This window comes from Streptomyces sp. NPDC020845, assembly GCF_044334165.1.
Classification (GTDB): Bacteria; Actinomycetota; Actinomycetes; order Streptomycetales; family Streptomycetaceae; genus Streptomyces.
Window position 1 is genome coordinate 254,791 of sequence record NZ_JBIRSJ010000014.1, and the last position, 18,797, is coordinate 273,587.

The 18,797-nt window shown below is 69.9% G+C and carries 11 protein-coding genes and 1 pseudogene; 7 read left to right on the plus strand and 5 right to left on the minus strand.

The features are described 5' to 3' along the window. Positions 1–147 precede the first annotated feature (147 nt). On the minus strand, positions 148–960 hold the full coding sequence (locus ACH4U7_RS35160; RefSeq protein ID WP_398531833.1) for an EamA family transporter: 813 nt from the start codon (positions 958–960) through the stop codon (positions 148–150). Positions 961–1,258: 298 nt separating this feature from the next. After that, positions 1,259–2,236 (minus strand): zinc-binding alcohol dehydrogenase family protein, encoded by a 978-nt coding sequence (locus tag ACH4U7_RS35165; RefSeq protein ID WP_398531834.1) that lies wholly within the window; start codon positions 2,234–2,236, stop codon positions 1,259–1,261. 158 nt (positions 2,237–2,394) lie between these two features. Between ACH4U7_RS35165 and ACH4U7_RS35170 the strand changes: the two genes are divergently transcribed. The 5 genes from ACH4U7_RS35170 (at position 2,395) to ACH4U7_RS35190 (ending at position 11,234) form a co-directional block, all read left to right on the plus strand. Then, positions 2,395–4,836, plus strand: coding sequence for a glycoside hydrolase family 2 TIM barrel-domain containing protein (locus ACH4U7_RS35170; protein ID WP_398531835.1), 2,442 nt, complete (start codon positions 2,395–2,397; stop codon positions 4,834–4,836). Between the two features lie 44 nt (positions 4,837–4,880). Then, positions 4,881–6,992 (plus strand): hypothetical protein, encoded by a 2,112-nt coding sequence (locus ACH4U7_RS35175; RefSeq protein WP_398531836.1) that lies wholly within the window; start codon positions 4,881–4,883, stop codon positions 6,990–6,992. A gap of 44 nt (positions 6,993–7,036) precedes the next feature. Then, positions 7,037–9,388 carry a glycoside hydrolase family 3 N-terminal domain-containing protein gene (locus ACH4U7_RS35180; protein WP_398531837.1) on the plus strand — a complete coding sequence of 784 codons (2,352 nt, stop codon included), beginning with the start codon at positions 7,037–7,039 and terminating at the stop codon, positions 9,386–9,388. Positions 9,389–9,583: 195 nt separating this feature from the next. Next, on the plus strand, positions 9,584–10,207 hold the full coding sequence (locus ACH4U7_RS35185; protein ID WP_398531838.1) for a TetR/AcrR family transcriptional regulator: 624 nt from the start codon (positions 9,584–9,586) through the stop codon (positions 10,205–10,207). 100 nt (positions 10,208–10,307) lie between these two features. Next, positions 10,308–11,234, plus strand: coding sequence for an alpha/beta hydrolase fold domain-containing protein (locus tag ACH4U7_RS35190; protein ID WP_398531839.1), 927 nt, complete (start codon positions 10,308–10,310; stop codon positions 11,232–11,234). Between the two features lie 757 nt (positions 11,235–11,991). Here the strand turns inward: ACH4U7_RS35190 and ACH4U7_RS35195 are convergent. After that, positions 11,992–13,452: an MFS transporter gene (locus ACH4U7_RS35195; protein WP_398531840.1), complete on the minus strand. Its 1,461-nt coding sequence runs from the start codon at positions 13,450–13,452 to the stop codon at positions 11,992–11,994. 182 nt (positions 13,453–13,634) lie between these two features. On the opposite strand from ACH4U7_RS35195, the gene ACH4U7_RS35200 reads away from it, so the two are divergent. After that, a complete protein-coding gene (locus ACH4U7_RS35200; RefSeq protein ID WP_398531841.1) occupies positions 13,635–15,854 on the plus strand; it encodes a glycoside hydrolase family 3 C-terminal domain-containing protein in 2,220 nt (739 codons plus the stop codon). Then, a pseudogene (locus ACH4U7_RS35205) lies at positions 15,851–17,052 on the plus strand (glycoside hydrolase family 1 protein). Before ACH4U7_RS35200 ends, ACH4U7_RS35205 begins: the two are co-directional and overlap by 4 nt. Before the next feature lie 247 nt (positions 17,053–17,299). Here the strand turns inward: ACH4U7_RS35205 and ACH4U7_RS35210 are convergent. Together ACH4U7_RS35210 and ACH4U7_RS35215 are read right to left on the minus strand one after the other, a co-directional pair. Beyond that, positions 17,300–17,761 (minus strand): DUF3093 domain-containing protein, encoded by a 462-nt coding sequence (locus tag ACH4U7_RS35210; RefSeq protein ID WP_398531842.1) that lies wholly within the window; start codon positions 17,759–17,761, stop codon positions 17,300–17,302. Positions 17,762–17,777: 16 nt separating this feature from the next. Further along, on the minus strand, positions 17,778–18,734 hold the full coding sequence (locus ACH4U7_RS35215; RefSeq protein WP_398531843.1) for an alpha/beta hydrolase: 957 nt from the start codon (positions 18,732–18,734) through the stop codon (positions 17,778–17,780). Between the last annotated feature and the right edge of the window lie 63 nt (positions 18,735–18,797).

The following is an 18,797-nucleotide window of genomic DNA, read 5'->3' on the forward strand; positions in this document are numbered from 1 at the left end:
AACCGCCCCTCTGGTTGCCTCGCGCGGGGGCAACGCCTCGATGCGGCCACGTGCCGCGAGGACTGCTGACGGTTCCCTCATCGTACGGTGAGATCACACCGGGAGAGGCGAGATCACACCGGGAGATGAGAATGGCAGTTCATAGCGTCACTCGACCGGCGCTTCGGCAGGTGTGCTCTCCTCCCGGGAAGAGAGCGTCGTGTGCGATGGCTTTCCTTCCGCGCTCGCGCGTGAGTTTCGCCGCTCCCCGGCCCCGAGGAACGTCGTCGTGACGGAGGCGCACGCGACGGCGGCGATGCCGAGCCACTGCGGCCAGGCGAGCCGCTGCCCGAGCAGAAGGAATCCGAACAAGGCGCCGGCCGCCGGCTCCATGCTGGTCAGCACGCCGAACGCACGGGGCGGAATCCGGCGCAGCGCCTCCAGGTTGGAGGAGTACGGCAGCACGCTGGCGGAGACCGCCACCAACGCGGCCACCGCCAGTACGTGGGGGTCGAGAAGCGCGCTTCCGGCGTGGGCGACGCCGTACGGTGCGCTCAGCAGCCCGGCCCACAGCACCGCCAGCGCCAGTCCCTGGCCGCCGCTGATCCGTCGTGCCATGCGCGAGGAGACGAGGATGTAGCCGGCCCAGCAGCACGCGGCCACCGCGGCCAGCGCCAGGCCGGCCGGGGCCAGGGGGACCCCGCCACCGCTGAGCAGGAGTACGCCGCCGACCGCGAGGAGCGCGGGCAACAGGTCGACCGCCCGTCGTGATCCGGCCAGGGCGATGACGAACGGGCCGAGGAACTCGATCGTGGCCACGGCCCCCAGGGGGATGTGATTCACCGCCTCGTAGAAGGCGAGGTGGTGCCCCGCGAGCAGAGCCCCGGCGCAGATCACCGTCCCCCAGGCGCCCTTCACCGAGTCGAACGCCTCACGGCGTCGGCACCACAACAGGCACAGCAGAACGCCCGCAATCAGCAAACGGAGGAACACAGCGCCGGGAGCGCCTACCTGCGGGTATATCCGGGGCGAGAAGGCGGCACCGAACTGGATTCCGCACACGCCACCCAGTACGAGCCCGGGAGCGGGCACCTTGCCCAGGGCTCCGGCATACCTCCGGGCCGTACCGTTCTGGCTCATTTCCTCGTTCGAATTTCTGTCGTGGCGGGCGTGGGAAGCGACGTCTGGTGGCGGTCTCGATCCGAGTTTCCCGCCGTGCGGGCCGACCGCGTGGGCCGCGGTGCGGGCGTGTGGGCCACGCGTGTCTGTGCGTCCGTGCTCAGCCGGTCACCCGCAGCAGCAGCTTGCCGGTCGACGTGCGTCCGCCCATCAGCCGATGGGCGTCTGCCGCCTCCGACAGCGCGAACTCCGCGGTGACCGGAAGGATCACGGTGCCGTCCGTGACCTTGCGGAAGGCACGCTCGGCCAGCGCGCGCAGCGCCTGGGGCGCCGTCTGCGCGAGAGCCAGAATGGAGAAGCCTCCGACGGAACGGCCCTGAGCGTAGAGCCCGGCCTGTCCCACGTGCCACGGCTCTGCCCCGCTCGCGTTGCCGAAGGACACCAGGCGTCCGAAGACGGCCAGGGTGTCGAGGCCGCGGTGAAGGCTCTCGCCCCCCACGGGGTCGAGCACCAGGTCGACCCCCCTGCCGTCGGTGGCGCGGCGGACCTCCTCGGGGAAGGAGTCCGCGGTGAACACCTCGTCATAGCCGTAGTTGAGGGCGTGTTCGGCCTTGGTCGCGGAGGAGATCACGCCGTACACCGCACCGGCTCCGGCCGCCCGTGCCAGCTGGCCGGCCACCGTGCCGATACCTCCCGCCGCGCCGTGCACGAGCACGCTCTCTCCGGAGCGCAGCCGTCCCACCTCGTGGATCAGGGCGTGAGCCGTCGGCAGCACGGTGGGGAGCGTGGCCGCGGTGTGCAGGTCCACGCCCTCGGGAAGCGGGAAGACGGTGACAGCGTCGGCGACCACCACCTCCGCGTAGGCGCCGCTGTCGACGAGGGCGGCGACTTCCTGCCCCGGGCGCAGGTCCTCGACACCCTCGCCGACGGCCCGGATTCGCCCGGAGACCTCCAGGCCCGGGCGGAAGGGCAGCGCCCGCACCCGATAGCCCTCGGCACGTGCCTTGAGATCGGCGAAGTTCACACCGACGTAGGCCGCGTCGATGGTCACCTGGCCCGGCCCGGGCTCAGGGGTTTCGGCCTCCACGAGGGTCAGCACCTCGGGAGCGCCGTACTCCTGGAACTCGACTGCGCGCATGAGCGGAACGCACCCTTCAGCAAACTGTTCAACGGAAATCGAACACTGGGACTGTAAGGCGTGCGTCGAACACTCGGCAAGTGAGCCGAGGCGGTCACTCTGGCTGCCAATTTTTTTGGGTGATAGATTTTCGTCCGCCGACAACTTATGGAGCCCACATGATCCGCGCGTCCTTCAACGACGGCTGGCAGGTCCGGCCCAAGGTCAACCCCTTCGCCGAACTCTCCGGTCACGTGGTCTCCTTCCGGCCGGTGACGCTGCCCCACGACGCGATGATCGAGCAGCCGCGGACCGCTCCGGACGGCGAGGTCACGATGGAGGGCGCGGCAGGCGCCTACTTCCCGGGTGGGGTCTTCGAATACCGCAAGACCTTCTCCGTCCCGGAGGAGTACCGGGGCAAACGGATCGTCGTCGAGTTCGAAGGCGTGTACCGCGACGCGACGGTGTACATCAACGGCGACTACGCCGGGCAGCGGCCCTACGGCTACTCGCGCTTCCGCGTCGACGCGGACCGCTTCCTGCGCTTCGGCGAGGACAACGAGATCCGTGTCGAGGCCCGTGCCCACCGGGACTCGCGCTGGTACACGGGTGCGGGCATCTACCGGGACACCTGGCTGCTGGTCGGCGAAGTGGTGCGTATCGTGCCCGACGGCGTCCGGGTCACCACGCCCGACATCGACGGCTCGCGCGCCGTGGTCGAGGTCGCGACGGAGGTGGCCAACGACTCGATCGAGGTCCGCACGATCCCCGTCGTCACGGAGATACGGGACGCGTCCGGAGCCGTCGTCGCGAGCGACGTGTCGAAGGTGACGGTTCTGCCCGGTGAGCCGGGCACGGTCCGGCAGCGTCTGTACGTCTCCGCCCCGGCACTGTGGTCTCCCGAGGCGCCGTCCCTCTACGACTGCCATGTGGCCCTCGGCGACGTAGACGAGGAAACGGTCACCTTCGGTATCCGTACGCTCCAGCTCGATCCCGAGCACGGTCTGCGCGTCAACGGCGAGACGGTGAATCTGCGCGGTGCCTGTGTTCACCACGACAACGGAGTGCTCGGCGCGGCGACCTACGCCCGTGCCGAGGAACGCCGGGTCGAGATCCTCAAAGAGGCCGGGTTCAACGCGATCCGGATCTCCCACCAGCCGATGGGCAAGGCGATGCTGGACGCCTGCGACCGCCTCGGCATGCTCGTCGTGGACGAGACGTTCGATGTGTGGACGTCGGGCAAGAGCGAGTTCGACTACAGCCTGAGCTTCCCGGAGTGGTGGGAGCGCGACATCGAGGCGATGGTCGCCAAGGACGTCAACCACCCCAGCGTCATCATGTACTCGATCGGCAACGAGATCCCCGAGACCGGCTCGCCCTTCGGCGCGGTCTGGGGACGCAGGCTCGCCGAGAAGGTCCGCTCCCTGGACCCCACGCGTTACGTCACCAACGCCGTCAACGGCATGCTCGCCGTCATGTCCGAGCTGGGCGCCCTCCAGCAGCAGGCGCTGGAGCAGGCCGCGGAGGACGGCGTCGGCATCAACAGCCTCATGGCCGACGCGGGCGACGCGATGAACGCCATCAGCTCCTCCGAACTGGTCACCGAGCGCACAGCGGAGTCCTTCGCCGTCCTCGACGTCGCCGGCATGAACTACGCCGAGGCCCGCTACGCCCTGGACCGAGACCTGTTCCCTAACCGGATCATCCTCGGCACCGAGACCTTCCCCACCCGTATCGCCGGCAACTGGCGGCTGGTGGAGCAGTACGGCCACGTCATCGGCGACTTCACCTGGACCGGCTGGGACTACCTCGGTGAGGTCGGTGTCGGCCGGCCCCGGTACGTCGCGTCGGACGGGACGCAGCACTCGCACAACGGGCCGTATCCGTACCTGGTGGCGGGGTGCGGTGACATCGACATCACCGGCCACCGCAGGCCCGCCTCCTACTACCGCGAGATCGTCTTCGGTCTGCGCGCCGAGCCCTACATCGCGGTCCGCAGGCCCGAGCACCATGGGAAGACCTGGGCCGGGTCGCCGTGGGCCTGGAGCGATGCCATCTCCAGCTGGACCTGGCCCGGCTTCGAGGGCAAGCCGATCACCGTCGAGGTCTACAGCGACGCCGACGAGGTCGAACTCATCGGCAACGGAAACTCCTTCGGGCGGCGGCCCGTGGGTCCTGAGCACCGTTTCCGCACCGAGTTCGAGATCGTCTATGTGCCCGGGGAACTGGTCGCCGTCGCCTACCGGGACGGCGCCGAGACCGGCCGCACCAGCCTGCGGTGGGCCAACGGCCCGGTGCGCCTGACCGCCGAGGCCGATCGTGACGTTGTGCGGGCGACGGGCGGCGACCTGGCGTACGTCACTCTGACGCTCACCGACTGGCACGGCACGTGCCACACCGCGGCCGACCGGCCGGTGAACCTCGAGGTCTCCGGGGCCGGCGAACTGATCGGGTTCGGCAGTGCCGACCCGTCGACCGAGGAGCGGTTCGACACCACGGAACGCCGTACGTACGAGGGGCGCGCCCTGGCTGTTCTGCGCCCGACCGCCGTCGGAAGCATCCTCCTTACCGCGACCGCGCCGGGATGTGACCCGGTGGACGTCGCCATCACGGCCGAATAGCAGCCGCAGAGCCGCCCCTACCTGGAAAGAACGGAACGGTGCCCATGATCGACCGTGAATCCCTCGTCCGCCGTCACACCATCGAGATCACCCACCCCGATCCCTCCCACGTCCTGACGGTCGGCAACGGCGACTTCGCCTACACCGCCGACATCACCGGTATGCAGACCTTCGTCGCGTACCACGACCAGTCCGCGGCCTTCGCCGAACAGCGGCTCGCCGTCCACAACGCGACCATGTCGAACTGGGGGTGGCACTCGATGCCCAACCCCGATGGATTCGTCCTCGACGACGCGATGACGACGTACGAGACGGCGCGCGGGCCGGTGCAGTACCCCGACAAGTTCGACATGGCCTCGATGATGGGAGGCGAGCCGGCCGAGGAGTTCCGCGCCGGAGCGTGGCTGCACGCCAACCCGCAGCGGATCGACCTCGGCCGCATAGGCCTCCGGCTCCGCACCGCCCCCGAAGCGGAGCCGGAAACCCACCCCGAGGCGCTCGCCAACCCCCGCCAGCGACTCGACCTGTGGACCGGCACGCTCACCAGCAGGTTCGAGTACGCCGGTCAGGAGGTGCGGGTCACCACGGTCGCCGATCCGCACCACGCAAAGGTCGCCTTCCGCATCGAGTCGGAGCTGCTCACGAGCGGCCTCGCCGGTGTCGTTCTGAGGTTCCCCTACGCCGCCGACGGCTTCTTCCAGACCTCCGACTGGACCTCGCCCGACAGGCACGAATCGACACTGGAGCGGCTGGGGGAGCGGACCGCCCGTATCCGGCGGGTGCTCGACGACACCACCTACGCGGTACGGATGGAGTGGACCGGGGGCACGCTGTCAACGGCGGAAGAGCCGCACGAGTTCGTACTCACCGGCACGGCGAACACTCTGGAGCTGGTGGCCGGCTTCGCGCGGGACGAGTCGGACGAGGAGCCGGGCAGCACAACGTTCGCGGCCGTGGCCGACGCCTCCGCCGCATGGTGGCGAGACTTCTGGATCTCGGGCGCCGCCGTCGACTTCACGGGCAGCACCGATCCGCGCGCGGCGGAGCTGGAGCGCCGCGTCGTGCTGTCGCAGTACCTGACCGCCGTCAACAGCTCCGGCTCGCTCCCGCCGCAGGAGTCGGGACTGGTCGCCAACTCCTGGTTCGGCAAGTTTCACCTGGAGATGCACTGGTGGCACGCGGCCCACTTCGCCGCCTGGGGACGCCCCGAACTGCTCGCCCCCAGCATGGACTGGTACCTGTCCATCCTCGACTCCGCGCGCGAGACCGCCCGGCGGCAGAGCTACGAGGGCGCCCGCTGGCCCAAGCACGTCGGCCCGGACGGCCGGGAGAGCCCGTCGGACATCGGCGCACTGCTGATCTGGCAGCAGCCCCACCCCCTCTACCTCCTGGAGCTGCTTCACCGCAGCCTGCCGGAGGACCGGCGGCCGGAGCTGGTCACCCGCTTCGCCGAACTCGTCGAGGAGACGGCCCGGTTCATGGCCTCCTTCGTCGAGGATCGCTCCGGCACCTACCACCTGCCCGCCCCCGTGATGCCCGCGCAGGAGTTCTACGACGCGAGGACCACCGAGGACCCCACTTTCGAACTCGCCTACTGGTGGTGGGGACTGGAGATCGCCCAGTCCTGGCGTGAACGCCTCGGTCTGGAACGCGACAAGCAGTGGGAGCGTATTCAGGACGGTCTGGCCGCGCCGCACCAGAGGGACGGGATCTACACGGCGATCGCGACCGAACCCCACCTGCGCCGTGACGACCATCCGTCGATGCTGTGCGCCCTCGGCGTCGTCCCGGCCGGCCCGCGCATCGACGGCGGTGTGATGGAGGCGACGCTCCTGGACGTTCTCGACGACTGGAAGTGGGACTCCGCCTGGGGCTGGGACTTCCCGACCATGGCGATGACCGCCACCCGCGTCGGCCGCCCGGACCTCGCGGTGGACGCCCTGCTCATGGACACCCCGAAGAACACGTACACGGCGGTCGGCCACAACCCGCAGTTCGGCAGTCTCCTGCCGCTGTACAACTCGGCCAACGGCGGCCTGCTCGCCGCCGTGTCCCTCATGGCGGCAGGCTGGGACACCGCCGACACCGACTGCCCCGGCTTCCCGCGCGACGGCAGCTGGCAGGTCCAGCACGAGGGCTTCACCGTCTGGCCCTGACGATCCGTCCCCGCCCGACCATCCGCGAAAGAAAGACACCTGACATGGGCACTGGTGAATGGACCCCCGACGACATCTGGCGCCTGGTCTCCCGGCTCACGCTGGAACAGAAGGTCGCCCAGCTCAGCGGCCTGAACACGCCCGAGCTGTTCACCCAGCCGGATACCGACGCGCCGACCGTCCCGGGCATCGACGCGAGCCGCCTCAAGGAGCTGCGCCCGCACGGTCTGGGACATCTCTCGCTGGCCTGGTTCATCGCGGGTGACGCAGATGTCCTGCGTGCGAAGCTCGCCCAGATCCAGGCCGGTGTCCGTGAAGTCTCGCCCTTCGGGATCGGCGCGCTGATCCACAACGAGGGCATCAACGGTTTTCTGCACGCTTCCGGCTCGCAGTTCCCCACGGCGTGGGCGCAGGCGGCCACCTGGGATCCCTCGCTGGTCCGGCGGGCCGCGAGGGTGACGTCCGCGCATATGCGTGACGCGGGGATCCAGCTGATGTTCGCCCCGGTGATGGACATCAACCGCGACCCGCGCTGGGGCCGTGTGCACGAGACGTACGGCGAGGACCCGGAGCTGGCCGCGCAGATGTCCGTCGCGTTCGTGCGCGGCGCGCAGGCCCAGCCCGGCGTGCTCGCGACCGGTAAGCACTTCCTCGGATACGGCAACTCGGAGGGCGCTCTGAACCAGGCGGTGACGCAGCTCGGGCGTCGCGCTCTGATCGACGAGTACGCCGAGCCGTTCCGCCGGGCGATCGCGGAGGCGGGCCTTTTGGCGGTGATGAACTCGTACAACGAGATCGACGGCGTGCCCGTGGCCGCGAACCGCTGGCTGCTCACCGAATTCCTGCGGGAAACCCTCGGCTTCGAAGGCCTGGTGGTCGGCGACTACGACGCGGTCAACCTGCTGCGCACCCACCACCGCACCGCCCGCGCCGAGGGCGAGGCGGCGGTGCGGGCCCTGACCGCCGGCCTGGACGTCGAACTACCGGGCAACGCGAACTACGCCGCACTCGTGGATGAGGTGGCCGCCGGGCGACTGGACGAGAAGGTCGTCGATGTGGCCGTGGCCCGCGTCCTCACCATCAAAGCCCGCGTCGGCCTGATCCCCGACTTCGGCCCGCGGCCCGCGGCTGAGGCGGCCCCGGACCGGGAGGAGGCCGCCGAGGTCCGCCGGGCCATCGCGGCCCGCGGTACCGTCCTGCTGCAGAACGACGGCATCCTGCCGCTGTCTCGAAGGGAGCGCCGCATCGTCGTCGTGGGGCCCGCCGCCGACGAGTTGCGGATCCACTTCGGCGCGTACACCTCCGTCTCCAATGCCGAGATGCCGCTGGGCATGATGGCGGTCATGGAGGGCAAGGTCCCCGGCGTCGACCCGGCGACCTTCAACTTCACCGACATCTTCCAGACGCGCATGCCCGGCATGGACCCCACGTTCGAGGGTGTCGCCCATGACCTGCACCCCGATGCCCTGACGGTGCTGCACGCCGTACGGGAGCTGGACGCGACGGTCGAGTACGTGCCGCTGGGCCGGTTCGAGAAGGACGACTCCCCCGACGCCGGTGCCGTACAGGCCGCCGTGGCGGATGCCGACGTGGTCGTCGCGGTCCTCGGCGAACGCACCGGATGGGTCGGCAACAACACGGCGGGCGAGGGCCAGTCGACGGCCTCGCCGTCCCTGCCCGGCGACCAGGACGAGCTCCTGGACCACCTGGCCGCCACGGGGAAGCCGGTGGTGACCGTGGTCGTCTCCGGCCGGCCGCTGCTGCTGGAGAAGGCGGCGCGGCTCTCCAACGCCGTCCTGCTCGCTCCGCTGCTCGGGGAGGAGGCGGGAACCGCGATCGCGCAGACCCTGTTCGGCCTGATCAACCCCAGCGGCAAGCTGCCCAGCACATTCCCGCGCCATCTGGGCCAGATCCCGCTCTACCACGGCCACCACCACGGCAGCGGCTACGAACACCCGACCGGCACCCGCCACGGCTATGGCGACCTGGACATCCAGGGTCCGCTGTACGCCTTCGGGCACGGTCTGTCGTACACCACCTTCGAGGTCGCGCTCGACGAGTCGGGTGACGGTCAGACGGTCGGACTGGTCGACGGGGTGATCCGCGCCCGGCTTTCCGTGGCGAACACCGGTGATGTGGACGGTGAGACGGTCGTGCAGCTGTACGCGCGCGACGAGTTCGCCTCCGTCGTCCGCCCGGTGCGGCAGCTGATCGCGTTCACACGCGTTGGCCTCGCCGCGGGGGAGACGAAGAGCGTCGTCCTCGAAGCCCCGGTGGAGCGGCTCCACTACACCCTGACCGACGGACGTCGCGCTATCGAGCCGGGCGAGGTCACCGTGCTGGCCGGATTCGCCGCCGACGCACTCCCGTGCGCCGCGACGATCACGGTCGGTTAGAACGGCCGGCCGGGCACCGGCGCCCTGACACGCCGGTGCCCGGCCGTGCTGCGGGGAACAGAGCGGGCGCGCTGCCGGGGAGGTGAGCGCGTCCGCTCTGCCGTGCTCACTTCCCGCCGGGTGTGCCAGGCACTGCGCGACAGCGCAGGCCATAAGCCGACTCGCGGACGTACGACGTGAAGTACGGTCTGACGAGTGACGAACCAGCGAAAGCCACGGGGCCCGTACCGCAAGAGCGCGGAACGACGGGAACAGATCCTCCAGGCCGCCTATGAGGCCATCGACGAGTACGGGGAACGAGCCTCCCTGCAGGACATCGCCGATCGGGTCGGGGTGACGCAGCCGGCGCTGACGTACTACTTCCCCACGCGCGACGACCTGCTTCTCGCGGTTCTGGAGCGGAGGGACGTGCTGGGCAAGGCGTCCGCCGGTGGTGCCGGAGAGGGCCGGACCATGATCGACAACATGGTGGCGAGCACCCGCCACACTACGGACCACCCCGGGCTGGCCAAGCTGTACGTCACACTCTCGGCAGCGGCCACGGATCCGGAGAGCCCGGCGCACAACTACTTCACCGAGCGCTATCGGGGACTCGCGGCCGAGGTCACCCAGGACTTCCAGGAGAGCCAGCGCACCGGCGTGATCCGGTCCGACGAACCGGCGGACCACTTGGCCCGGGCACTGCTGGCGGTGCTGGACGGCCTTCAGATCCAGTGGATGCACGACCCCACGGTGGACATCGCCGCGATCGCCGAGACGTTCACGCGAATGCTGGCATCGTCGGCCGGTTCCGGACAGGACACGCAACCGGCCGACTGACCGGACGCCACAGGATTCAAGCGGCACCTGGCGGACAGACTGTGGTACTCAAATTTTATGAGTGATAGATTTCGGGGACTGGACTACCCGGGGAGTGCCCATGCCGCTTGACCCCTTCCTCGCCGAGAAGGTGCACCTGCTCGACGGCCTCCGGTGGGAGGACGCCCAGACCGACCCGGAGGCCATGGCCCGGTTCGTCGAGTACTTCCGCGATCCCGGCGAGTGGACCACGCCGGACGTCACGGTGGAGGACCGCTCCGTCCCGGGGCCTCATGGGGAGATTCCCGTCCGGATCTACACCCCGCGGGACGAGCCGCGCCGCGCGCTGCTGTGGCTGCACGGCGGCGGATTCATGGGCGGCGATCTCGACATGCCGGAAGCCCACGTGGTGTCCGCCGAACTGGCGGACCGCGCCGGTGCATTGGTGGTCAGCGTGGATTACCGCCTGGCCGTGGACGGCACGCACTATCCGGTCCCCGTCGACGACGCGCACGCCGCGTGGCTCTGGCTCCGGGAGACCGACCTGCGGCCGTCCGGCCCAGTGGGCCTCGGGGGTGCGAGCGCGGGTGCCGCCCTCGCCCTGTCCACCGCGATCCGGCTCCGCGACCAGGACGAACCCCGCCCGGACGCCCTGCTGCTCGCCTATCCCTTCGTGCACTTCCCGACCCCGGCCCTGGACGACGAGACCGCGGCCGCCATGCGGGAGCTGCCGTCACTCCTGCGGTTCACCACCGGGTCGATCGAACACATGGTGCGCAACTACGTGGGCCGCCTGACCGAACTGCCGCCGGCCGCGATGCCGGGGGCCGCCAACCTCGACGGCCTGCCCGCGACCGGCATCGTCCTCGCCGAGTACGACGACCTCCGGCCGTCCGGCAACCTTCTGGCCCGGCAGCTGGAGGAGTCCGGTGTTCCCGTCCGGACGTATCTCTCGGCGGGCATGACACACGGACACCTGAACCGGAGCCCGTCGCTGAAAGAGGTCGACCGGTCGCTCGACTTCTTTGTTACCGCGTTCGTGGGCTGATTGTCCGCCACCGACGAGAGGGGTCCGACGGCGAAGCGTCGGACCCCTCTCGCGCTCTTGGGGCGGTGGTGCCGGAGCAGCTCGCGGTAGGGAGTGACACAGTCGTCAGGGGCGTCGGGGAGGGGTGGTCCGGCGGCATCCGGTAGTCGACGGCCCAGGTACGCGCTCCGAAGCGGTCGGCCATGAAGCCAAGACACGGCAGCAGGCACCGCCGCCTGTGGGCAGGGCGCCACCATGGACGTAGAAGAAGACGCGGTTGTCGCCGTGGGTGCTCCGGGGCGTGACCACGAAGACGCCGGCACCGGATGTCGATCTCCGCCACCTCGGCGGCCACGCGTGAGGTGCCCTGGCTCAGGTAGGCCGACATGTGCTCGTCCTGTGCCGCGACGGTCGCACGCCAGGCAGAGTGATGGTCGAGCGCGGGTGCGCTCGTCTCGGTGGCGTCACGTGCGCGGACGCAGGGTGAGCGAGGGGGCTGGAGTCCGTCGGTGGGGATGGTGACGTTCACCGTTCCCACTGCTCCGGTCAGCCGGATCACTGCCGGCGCGTGTCCTGCATGGGCGGTGCACGTGTGCCGGGGGGATGCTTCCTCGGCGGAGGGTCGCGCGCTGCTCTTGAATCAATCGTGCGTCGCCCGGCGGGCAGGGGCTCAGCGCACGCGTGCCTTCCGGGAATCGCGTGCGGTGGCAGGTGCCCATGAGGCACCTGCCACCTTCGGTACGGGCGTCGGCGCGCAGGGCCGCGAGGGCGGGGGAGGTCAGGTGGCCTGGCCGACCTCTGCTTCGTCGAGGCTCTTGGCCTTGGGGACCAGCGCAACGAGCAGGGTGGCCACGGCGATTACACCGGCGAACAGCAGGAACCCGTTGGTGAAGCTGTCGTCGACGTAGAAGGCGGTGCCCTTCATCACGTGGCTGTTCTGCGCGACGATCACGAAGGCCACCTGGGTGAGCACGCCCTGCAGAACGCCCTGCATCATGCCTTGCGCGCCGTTGCCCAGCGCCTGTTCCTCGGGCTTCACCGATTCGATGACCATGATGGGAACCAGGGCCACCACGATGCCCATACCCACTCCGCTGACCACACCGATCGCCATGAGCTGGCCGACGCTGTGATGGAACTGGGACATGAGGGCGATGGCGGCTGCCACCAACGTGCCGCCGACCGCGAACAGCACGCGCGAGTCGATGCGCCGGGCGAGCACGCCGGTCGCCACCGAGACCGCGATGAGGAGAACGCTGTTGGGTGCGCTGATCCAGGCGTTCTTCGTGGCCGTCCAGCCCAGGCCGTCGGACAGACCCGGGATGTTCGGCATGACGACGAGCAGGTTCAGCACGGTGCCCTGGGCGAAGACCGCCCCCATGGCGAGCGCCGTGACCAGGAATGTCGACCACACCCGGCGACGTCCGAGCAGGGATATGGGGAACAGCGGGTGAGCGACCTTGTGCTCGACCAGCACGAAGGCGATCACGGCCACGAGGCCGCCTCCGACGAAGCCCAGCGTCTCACCGCTCGTCCAGCCCCACTGCTCGCCCTTGCCGACACCGTAGATGATGGACGAGAAACCGCCGCCCAGCAGGATCCCGCCGAGCCAGTCCACGGGGGTGCGGGCCTCGCGCACCGAACTCTCGGGCACGAGAGCCAGCAGGGCCAGCAGGCTGATCGCGGTGGCCGCCACCATGAACCACAGGACGCCGCGGTAGCCGAAGTCGTCGAGGACCCAGCCGGACAGGAACGGCCCGCCCAGCGCCAGCACACCCATGCCACCGCCGAGGAAACCGCTGGCGGGACCGACCAGGTGGCGCGGGAACACGTCTCGGGCCAGCGCGTAGACGAGCGCGACCGACGGGCCGTAGAAGCCTGAGACGGCGCGGCCGATGAGCAGGGTCTCGTAGTTGGTGGAGACAGCGGCGATCAGGTCACCGACCAGACCGAGCGTGGTGATGACGATCAGCACGCGCCTCTTGCCGTAGACCCCTGCGGCCTTCACGAGGAAGGGGGTGAAGAAGACGCCGACCAGCGAGCCGATCTGGGTGAACCAGGCGATCTGCGTCGTGTGGTAATGGATCGCGATCTGGGACTGGGCGTTCGAGCCCATCAGGCCGATGAGCCCGTTCAGCTGGGACGCCCACAGCAATGCGATCAGGATCAGTGCGAAGCGAGCGCCGAAGCCGGCCTTTCCGGCTTCCTCCTGATGCGGTGACTCGACGTTGAGTGTCATGACGGCACCCCGGCCCTTTCGTGCGGGTGGAGCCCTTGTGCTCCCAGCGCGCAGGCTAGTGCTTAAATTTTTTGAGTGATAGATTTTCGACAAGGAAACATTTCTGTGACCTTGAGGTGCCAGACCCTCCTGGCCCTCCAGACCTGCGAAAACGTCGTCGCACCCGCGGAAGGATCCCGCCGATGCAGCAGCCCGATCCGGTCACTCTCCCCCTCGAGAGGAAGGCCTCCCTGCTCTCGGGAGGGGACTTCTGGTCCACTCAACCGCTCGCCGAGGCCGGCGTGCCGGCGGTGGTGCTGACCGACGGCCCGCACGGGGTCCGCCGTCAGAAGTCCGGCGCCGACCACCTGGGCTTCCACGCGAGCGAGCCGGCCACCTGCCTCCCGCTGGCCGTCGCCGTCGGCTCGAGCTGGGACCCGGAAATCGCCGCACGCGTGGGGGAGACGGCGGGCCGGGAAGCCCGTGCGCTGGGTGTCGGGGTCGTCCTGGGACCCGGTGTGAACATCAAGCGCTCGCCCTTGTGCGGGCGCAACTTCGAGTACTTCTCCGAGGACCCGCTCCTGTCCGGTGTCCTGGGCGCGGCCTTCGTGCGCGGTGTGCAGGCTCAGGGGGTCGGAGCGACCGTGAAGCACTTCGCGGCCAACAATCAGGAGACCGAGCGGATGCGCGTCAGCGCCGACGTCGACGAGCGCACCCTGCGCGAGATCTACCTGGCGGCCTTCGAGCGCATCGTCACCGAAGCCCGCCCGGCTGCCGTGATGGCCGCGTACAACAGGATCAACGGCGTCCCGGCCGCGGAGAACAAATGGCTGCTCGCCGACGTCCTGCGCGGCGAGTGGGGTTTCGAGGGTGCGGTCGTCTCGGACTGGGGCGCCGTCGGCGACCGGGTGGCGGCCCTGGCCGCAGGCCTCGATCTGCAGATGCCCGGTCCGGACGCCGCCAACGACGCGGCGATCGTCCGGGCGGTGCGGGAGGGTGCCCTGGACGAGGCCCTGGTCGACGCGAGCGTACGGAGGGTGGCCGCGCTTGCCGAACTGGCCGTCGCCTCGGCAACCGAGGATGGCGCTTTCGCCGAACACCACGCTCTGGCACGTGAGTTGGCCGCAGACTGCGTCATCCTCCTGAAGAACGACAGACACACCTTGCCGCTCGCGGAGGGCGTGCACCTTGCCGTCATCGGCGAGTTCGCCGCACGACCGCAGTTCCAGGGCGGCGGCAGCTCCCTCGTCAACGCCACCCGCGTCGACACCCCGCTGGAGGCGATCCAGACCCTCGGTCACCCGGTGACGTATGCGCCGGGGTTCAGCACCGATGAGACAGGGGACACCGAGGCGCTTCGTGAGGAGGCCGTTCGGGTCGCGCGCGCCGCCGAGGTCGCGGTGGTGTTCGTCGGTCTGCGCGGCGAGACCGAGGGCTCGGACCGTGAGTACCTCGATCTCCCCGCGGACCAGGTGGAACTGGTGCGCGCGGTGGCCGCCGTGGCCGCCTGCACGGTGGTCGTGCTCTCGGCCGGCGGTGTGGTGTCCCTGGAGGGCTGGCACGACGACGTCGACGCGATCGTGGCGGGCTGGCTGCTCGGACAGGCCTCGGGCGGTGCCCTCGCGGATGTGCTGTCCGGTGCCGTCAACCCCTCCGGCCACCTGGCCGAGAGCATCCCGCTGCGTCTGGAGGACAACCCCAGCTACCTCAATTTCCCTGGTGAGGCGGGTCATGCCCGCTACGGGGAGGGGGTGATGGTCGGCTATCGGCACTACGAGACCGTCGGACGCCAGGTCCGCTACGCCTTCGGGCATGGTCTGAGCTACACCACCTTCGAGACGGGGGAGCTGTCGGTCGACGTCACCGGCGACGACACCGCCACTGTCCGGCTGCGAGTGACCAACACTGGTGAGCGGGCCGGAAAGCATGTCGTGCAGGTGTACGTCGCCACGACGGCCGGCCGGGTCCGCCGGCCCGCGCGCGAACTGCGCACCTTCACGAAGATCCCTCTGCGCCCGGGGGAGTCCCGAACCGTCGAACTCGCGTTGGACCGGCGCGCGTTCGCCTACTACGACATCGAAGAGGGCCGCTGGACGGTGGCGCCTGGCGCGTACACGGTTCAGATCGGTGAGAGCGCCGCCCGCATCGTCGCCGAACAGACCATCACTCTCACCGGCGACACCGCCACCACCGCCCTGTCCCTCGACTCCGCCATCGGCGACTGGTTCGCCCACCCGATCGCCGGCCCGCTGCTCCGCGAGGCACTCATGGCCGGGGCGACCGAGGAACAGCGCCGGCAGGCGGAGGCCGACAGCGAACTCATGGACATGGTCGCGTCCATCCCCGCCCGCCAGTACCTGCACTTCCCCGGAGTCCCCGTGTCCACCGACGACCTGACCGAGATCCTGGAGGACACCCGATGAGCCGTACCTCCGACCTGCGCCCCGACTTCCTGTGGGGCGCGTCCACCTCGCCGCATCAGATCGAGGGGAACAACACGGGCAGCGACTGGTGGCGCATGGAGCACCAGAGCCAAGGACGCCTGGAACTCAGCGGCGACGCGTGCGACAGCTACCACCGCTACGGCGAGGACATGCGGCTGCTGGCCGACGCCGGTCTGAACGCCTACCGGTTCGGCATCGAGTGGGCCCGCATCGAACCGGAGCCGGCGAGTTCTCCCGGGCCGAGCTCGCCCACTACCGGCGCATGATCGACACCGCGCGCGGCCTCGGCCTCGAACCGGTCGTGACCCTGCACCACTTCAGCAGCCCCCGCTGGTTCACCGACGAGGGCGGCTGGACGAGCCCGACGGCCGTCGACCGGTTCTCCCGGTACGTGGAGCGTGCCTGCACGATCCTCCACGATGTCACCTGGGTCTGCACCATCAACGAGCCGAACATCCTGGCCCTGATGAGCGGCATGGCGAAGGCCGTGACCGAGGGCGCCGACAGCAACCTCGGCGCGGATGTCGGGATGCCCACACCCAGCATGGAGATCGGCGAGGCCCTGGTGCGGGCCCACCGGGCCGCCGTGGCCGTCGTACGCGAGCACACCTCGGCGAAGGTCGGCTGGACAGTGGCGCAGCAGGCGCTCGTTCCCGCCCCCGGCAGCGAGAAGCTTCACGCCGAACTGTGCTGGGCGTGGGAGGACCTCTACCACCGCGGCGCTCGCGGGGACGACTTCCTGGGCGTGCAGTCGTACACCAGCCAGCTCGTGGACGAGCACGGCATCGTGCCCGCGCCCGAGAGCTCCGACAACACCCTGACAGGCTGGGCGTACCGGCCGGACGCCCTCGGCATCGCGCTGCGGCACGCCTGGGAAGCCACGGAAGGTGTGCCCCTGCTCGTCACCGAGAACGGCATCGCCACCGCCGACGACACCCGCCGCATCGCCTACACGACGGAGGCGCTGGGGCACCTGTACGACGCGGTCGCCGACGGCATCGACGTGCGCGGATACCTCCACTGGTCGGCCCTGGACAACTTCGAGTGGGGCCACTGGGCGCCGACGTTCGGACTCATCGCCGTCGACCGCGAGACGTTCGAGCGCACGCCCAAGCCGAGCCTGGCCTGGCTCGGAGACGTGGCTCGCAAGGGGGGTGCGCTGAAGGCGGGGGAGTGAGGCGAGACACCGCCCGCGGTCACTCGCGATGATCGGTGCGTCACGATGGCAGGTATACCTGGTCAGGGGCACGGGGAGCGCCGGACCGAAGCGGAGGACCTGTCGGTCGGGCAGCCCCCAGGTACCGCTCCCCGGACCCAGCCCGCACTCTTCCCCCGCGGCATGGCCGGCGCTCAATGCCACCGACGTCATGTGGGAGTTCTTCGCGCATCACACGCTGCCCGGACGACCGCCCGCCTGAGTAAGGTTACGCGCGTGCCTGCGCCGCGCTCAAGGCATCGGCCAGTTGTTGGGGCTCACGCGTGGACAGGTACAGGTACGGCGTGGGTTCGGCCGGGTCGGCGACCTCCACGCGCAGCGCGGTGGGGATGTAGGCGCGCAGCAACAGGAAGGCTCGAGCATCGGCTCTGTACGTCCGCCAGGCCCGGGCCTCGTCCCGGTCCAGGACCTCTGCCTTGCCGAGTGCCGACACAGGGACCTTGGCGTCGCCCGCGATCAGGAAGCCGCCCACGACCCGTATGCGCGGAGAGCCGTAGGAGCTGATCATCGCTGCGGCAGCAGCGGTGCCTCCGACCAGGCCGATGAGCATCGCCAGCGGCCCGATGGGCAGCACGGCCAGGGTCATGGACATGCCGACAAGGAGGCAGGCCAGGCACCAGGAGCGGGGCACGCTGAGACGTTCTTCGTAGGGGGCAGGTGAGAGCTGCATGGAACCTGGCCCTCCCTCAGAGACTGCTCAGCGCCCGCAGCCGGTCGGCCCGGGCGCGTTGAACGACGTCGATCTGCGGGGCCAGTTGGTCGAATGCGTGCGGACAGCCGGGGTGGACGTGCAACTCGACGGAGGTGCCGGTGGCGGCCAGGCGGCGGGCGTAGACGATGTCCTCGTCGCGGAAGATGTCCAGTTCCCCGACTTCGACGTAGGCGGGCGGCAGCCCGGACAGATCGTCGGCCCGGGCGGGAGCGGCGTGAGCGGGCACGTCGGGGCCGCCGATGGTGTCACCGAGCAGGGCGTGCCAGCCGGTGTGGTTGTTGTCGTAGGTCCAGAGGGCGAAGGGCAGCAGCGCCGGGTCGGGTTCGGTGGTGCGGTCGTCCAGCATCGGGTAGACGAGGATCTGCTTGGCGACAGGCAGTTCCCGTTCCCGGGCCAGCAGTGCCGCCCCTGCGGCCAGGCCACCGCCCGCGCTCTCGCCCATGAGCGCGATCCTGGCCGGGTCGACGCCCAGTTCGCCGGCGTGTGACGCCAGCCAGGCGAGGCCGGCGTAGGCGTCCTCGACCGGCGTGGGGTGGGGATGCTCCGGTGCGCGGCGGTAGTCGACGGACAGCATCGGGACGCCGCTCGCGGCGGTGTAGCCGGCGACCAGGCGGTCGAAGAGCGCCACCGAACCCGAGACCATGCCGCCGCCGTGCAGGAATACGGCGGCCGGGCCGGCTCCGGCCGTGTCGTGGTGCTCCGGGACGTACCAGCGCACCAGCACCTCGGCGCCGTCGTGGGATACGGCATGGTGGTCCGTGCGCGTGACCGACGGCTGCTCCGGCCGCATGGCGTCGAAGACGGCCAGGGCGGACTCGCCCTCCCGCAGTGCCTTCCAGTCGCCGCGGGCCGAGGAGTGGGCCTGGTCGTCGTCGGCGGGCCGCCGGTCGGCCAGCGCTTGCCGCAGTTGGGGGTCGAGTTGGTGGGGCATTCGAATCTCCATCGTGCTGTGTTCGGCCCGAGGGGCCGGTCGAAGTCCGTACGCGGTGTCTTC

Excerpts from the sequence above, each read along its gene's own strand:
- ACH4U7_RS35165 (WP_398531834.1), bottom strand. The coding sequence starts at position 2,236 with ATGCGCGCAGTCGAGTTCCAGGAGTACGGCGCTCCCGAGGTGCTGACC.
- ACH4U7_RS35170 (WP_398531835.1), top strand. The coding sequence starts at position 2,395 with ATGATCCGCGCGTCCTTCAACGACGGCTGGCAGGTCCGGCCCAAGGTC.
- ACH4U7_RS35175 (WP_398531836.1), top strand. The coding sequence starts at position 4,881 with ATGATCGACCGTGAATCCCTCGTCCGCCGTCACACCATCGAGATCACC.
- ACH4U7_RS35180 (WP_398531837.1), top strand. The coding sequence starts at position 7,037 with ATGGGCACTGGTGAATGGACCCCCGACGACATCTGGCGCCTGGTCTCC.
- ACH4U7_RS35190 (WP_398531839.1), top strand. The coding sequence starts at position 10,308 with ATGCCGCTTGACCCCTTCCTCGCCGAGAAGGTGCACCTGCTCGACGGC.
- ACH4U7_RS35195 (WP_398531840.1), bottom strand. The coding sequence starts at position 13,452 with ATGACACTCAACGTCGAGTCACCGCATCAGGAGGAAGCCGGAAAGGCC.
- ACH4U7_RS35200 (WP_398531841.1), top strand. The coding sequence starts at position 13,635 with ATGCAGCAGCCCGATCCGGTCACTCTCCCCCTCGAGAGGAAGGCCTCC.
- ACH4U7_RS35210 (WP_398531842.1), bottom strand. The coding sequence starts at position 17,761 with ATGCAGCTCTCACCTGCCCCCTACGAAGAACGTCTCAGCGTGCCCCGC.
- ACH4U7_RS35215 (WP_398531843.1), bottom strand. The coding sequence starts at position 18,734 with ATGCCCCACCAACTCGACCCCCAACTGCGGCAAGCGCTGGCCGACCGG.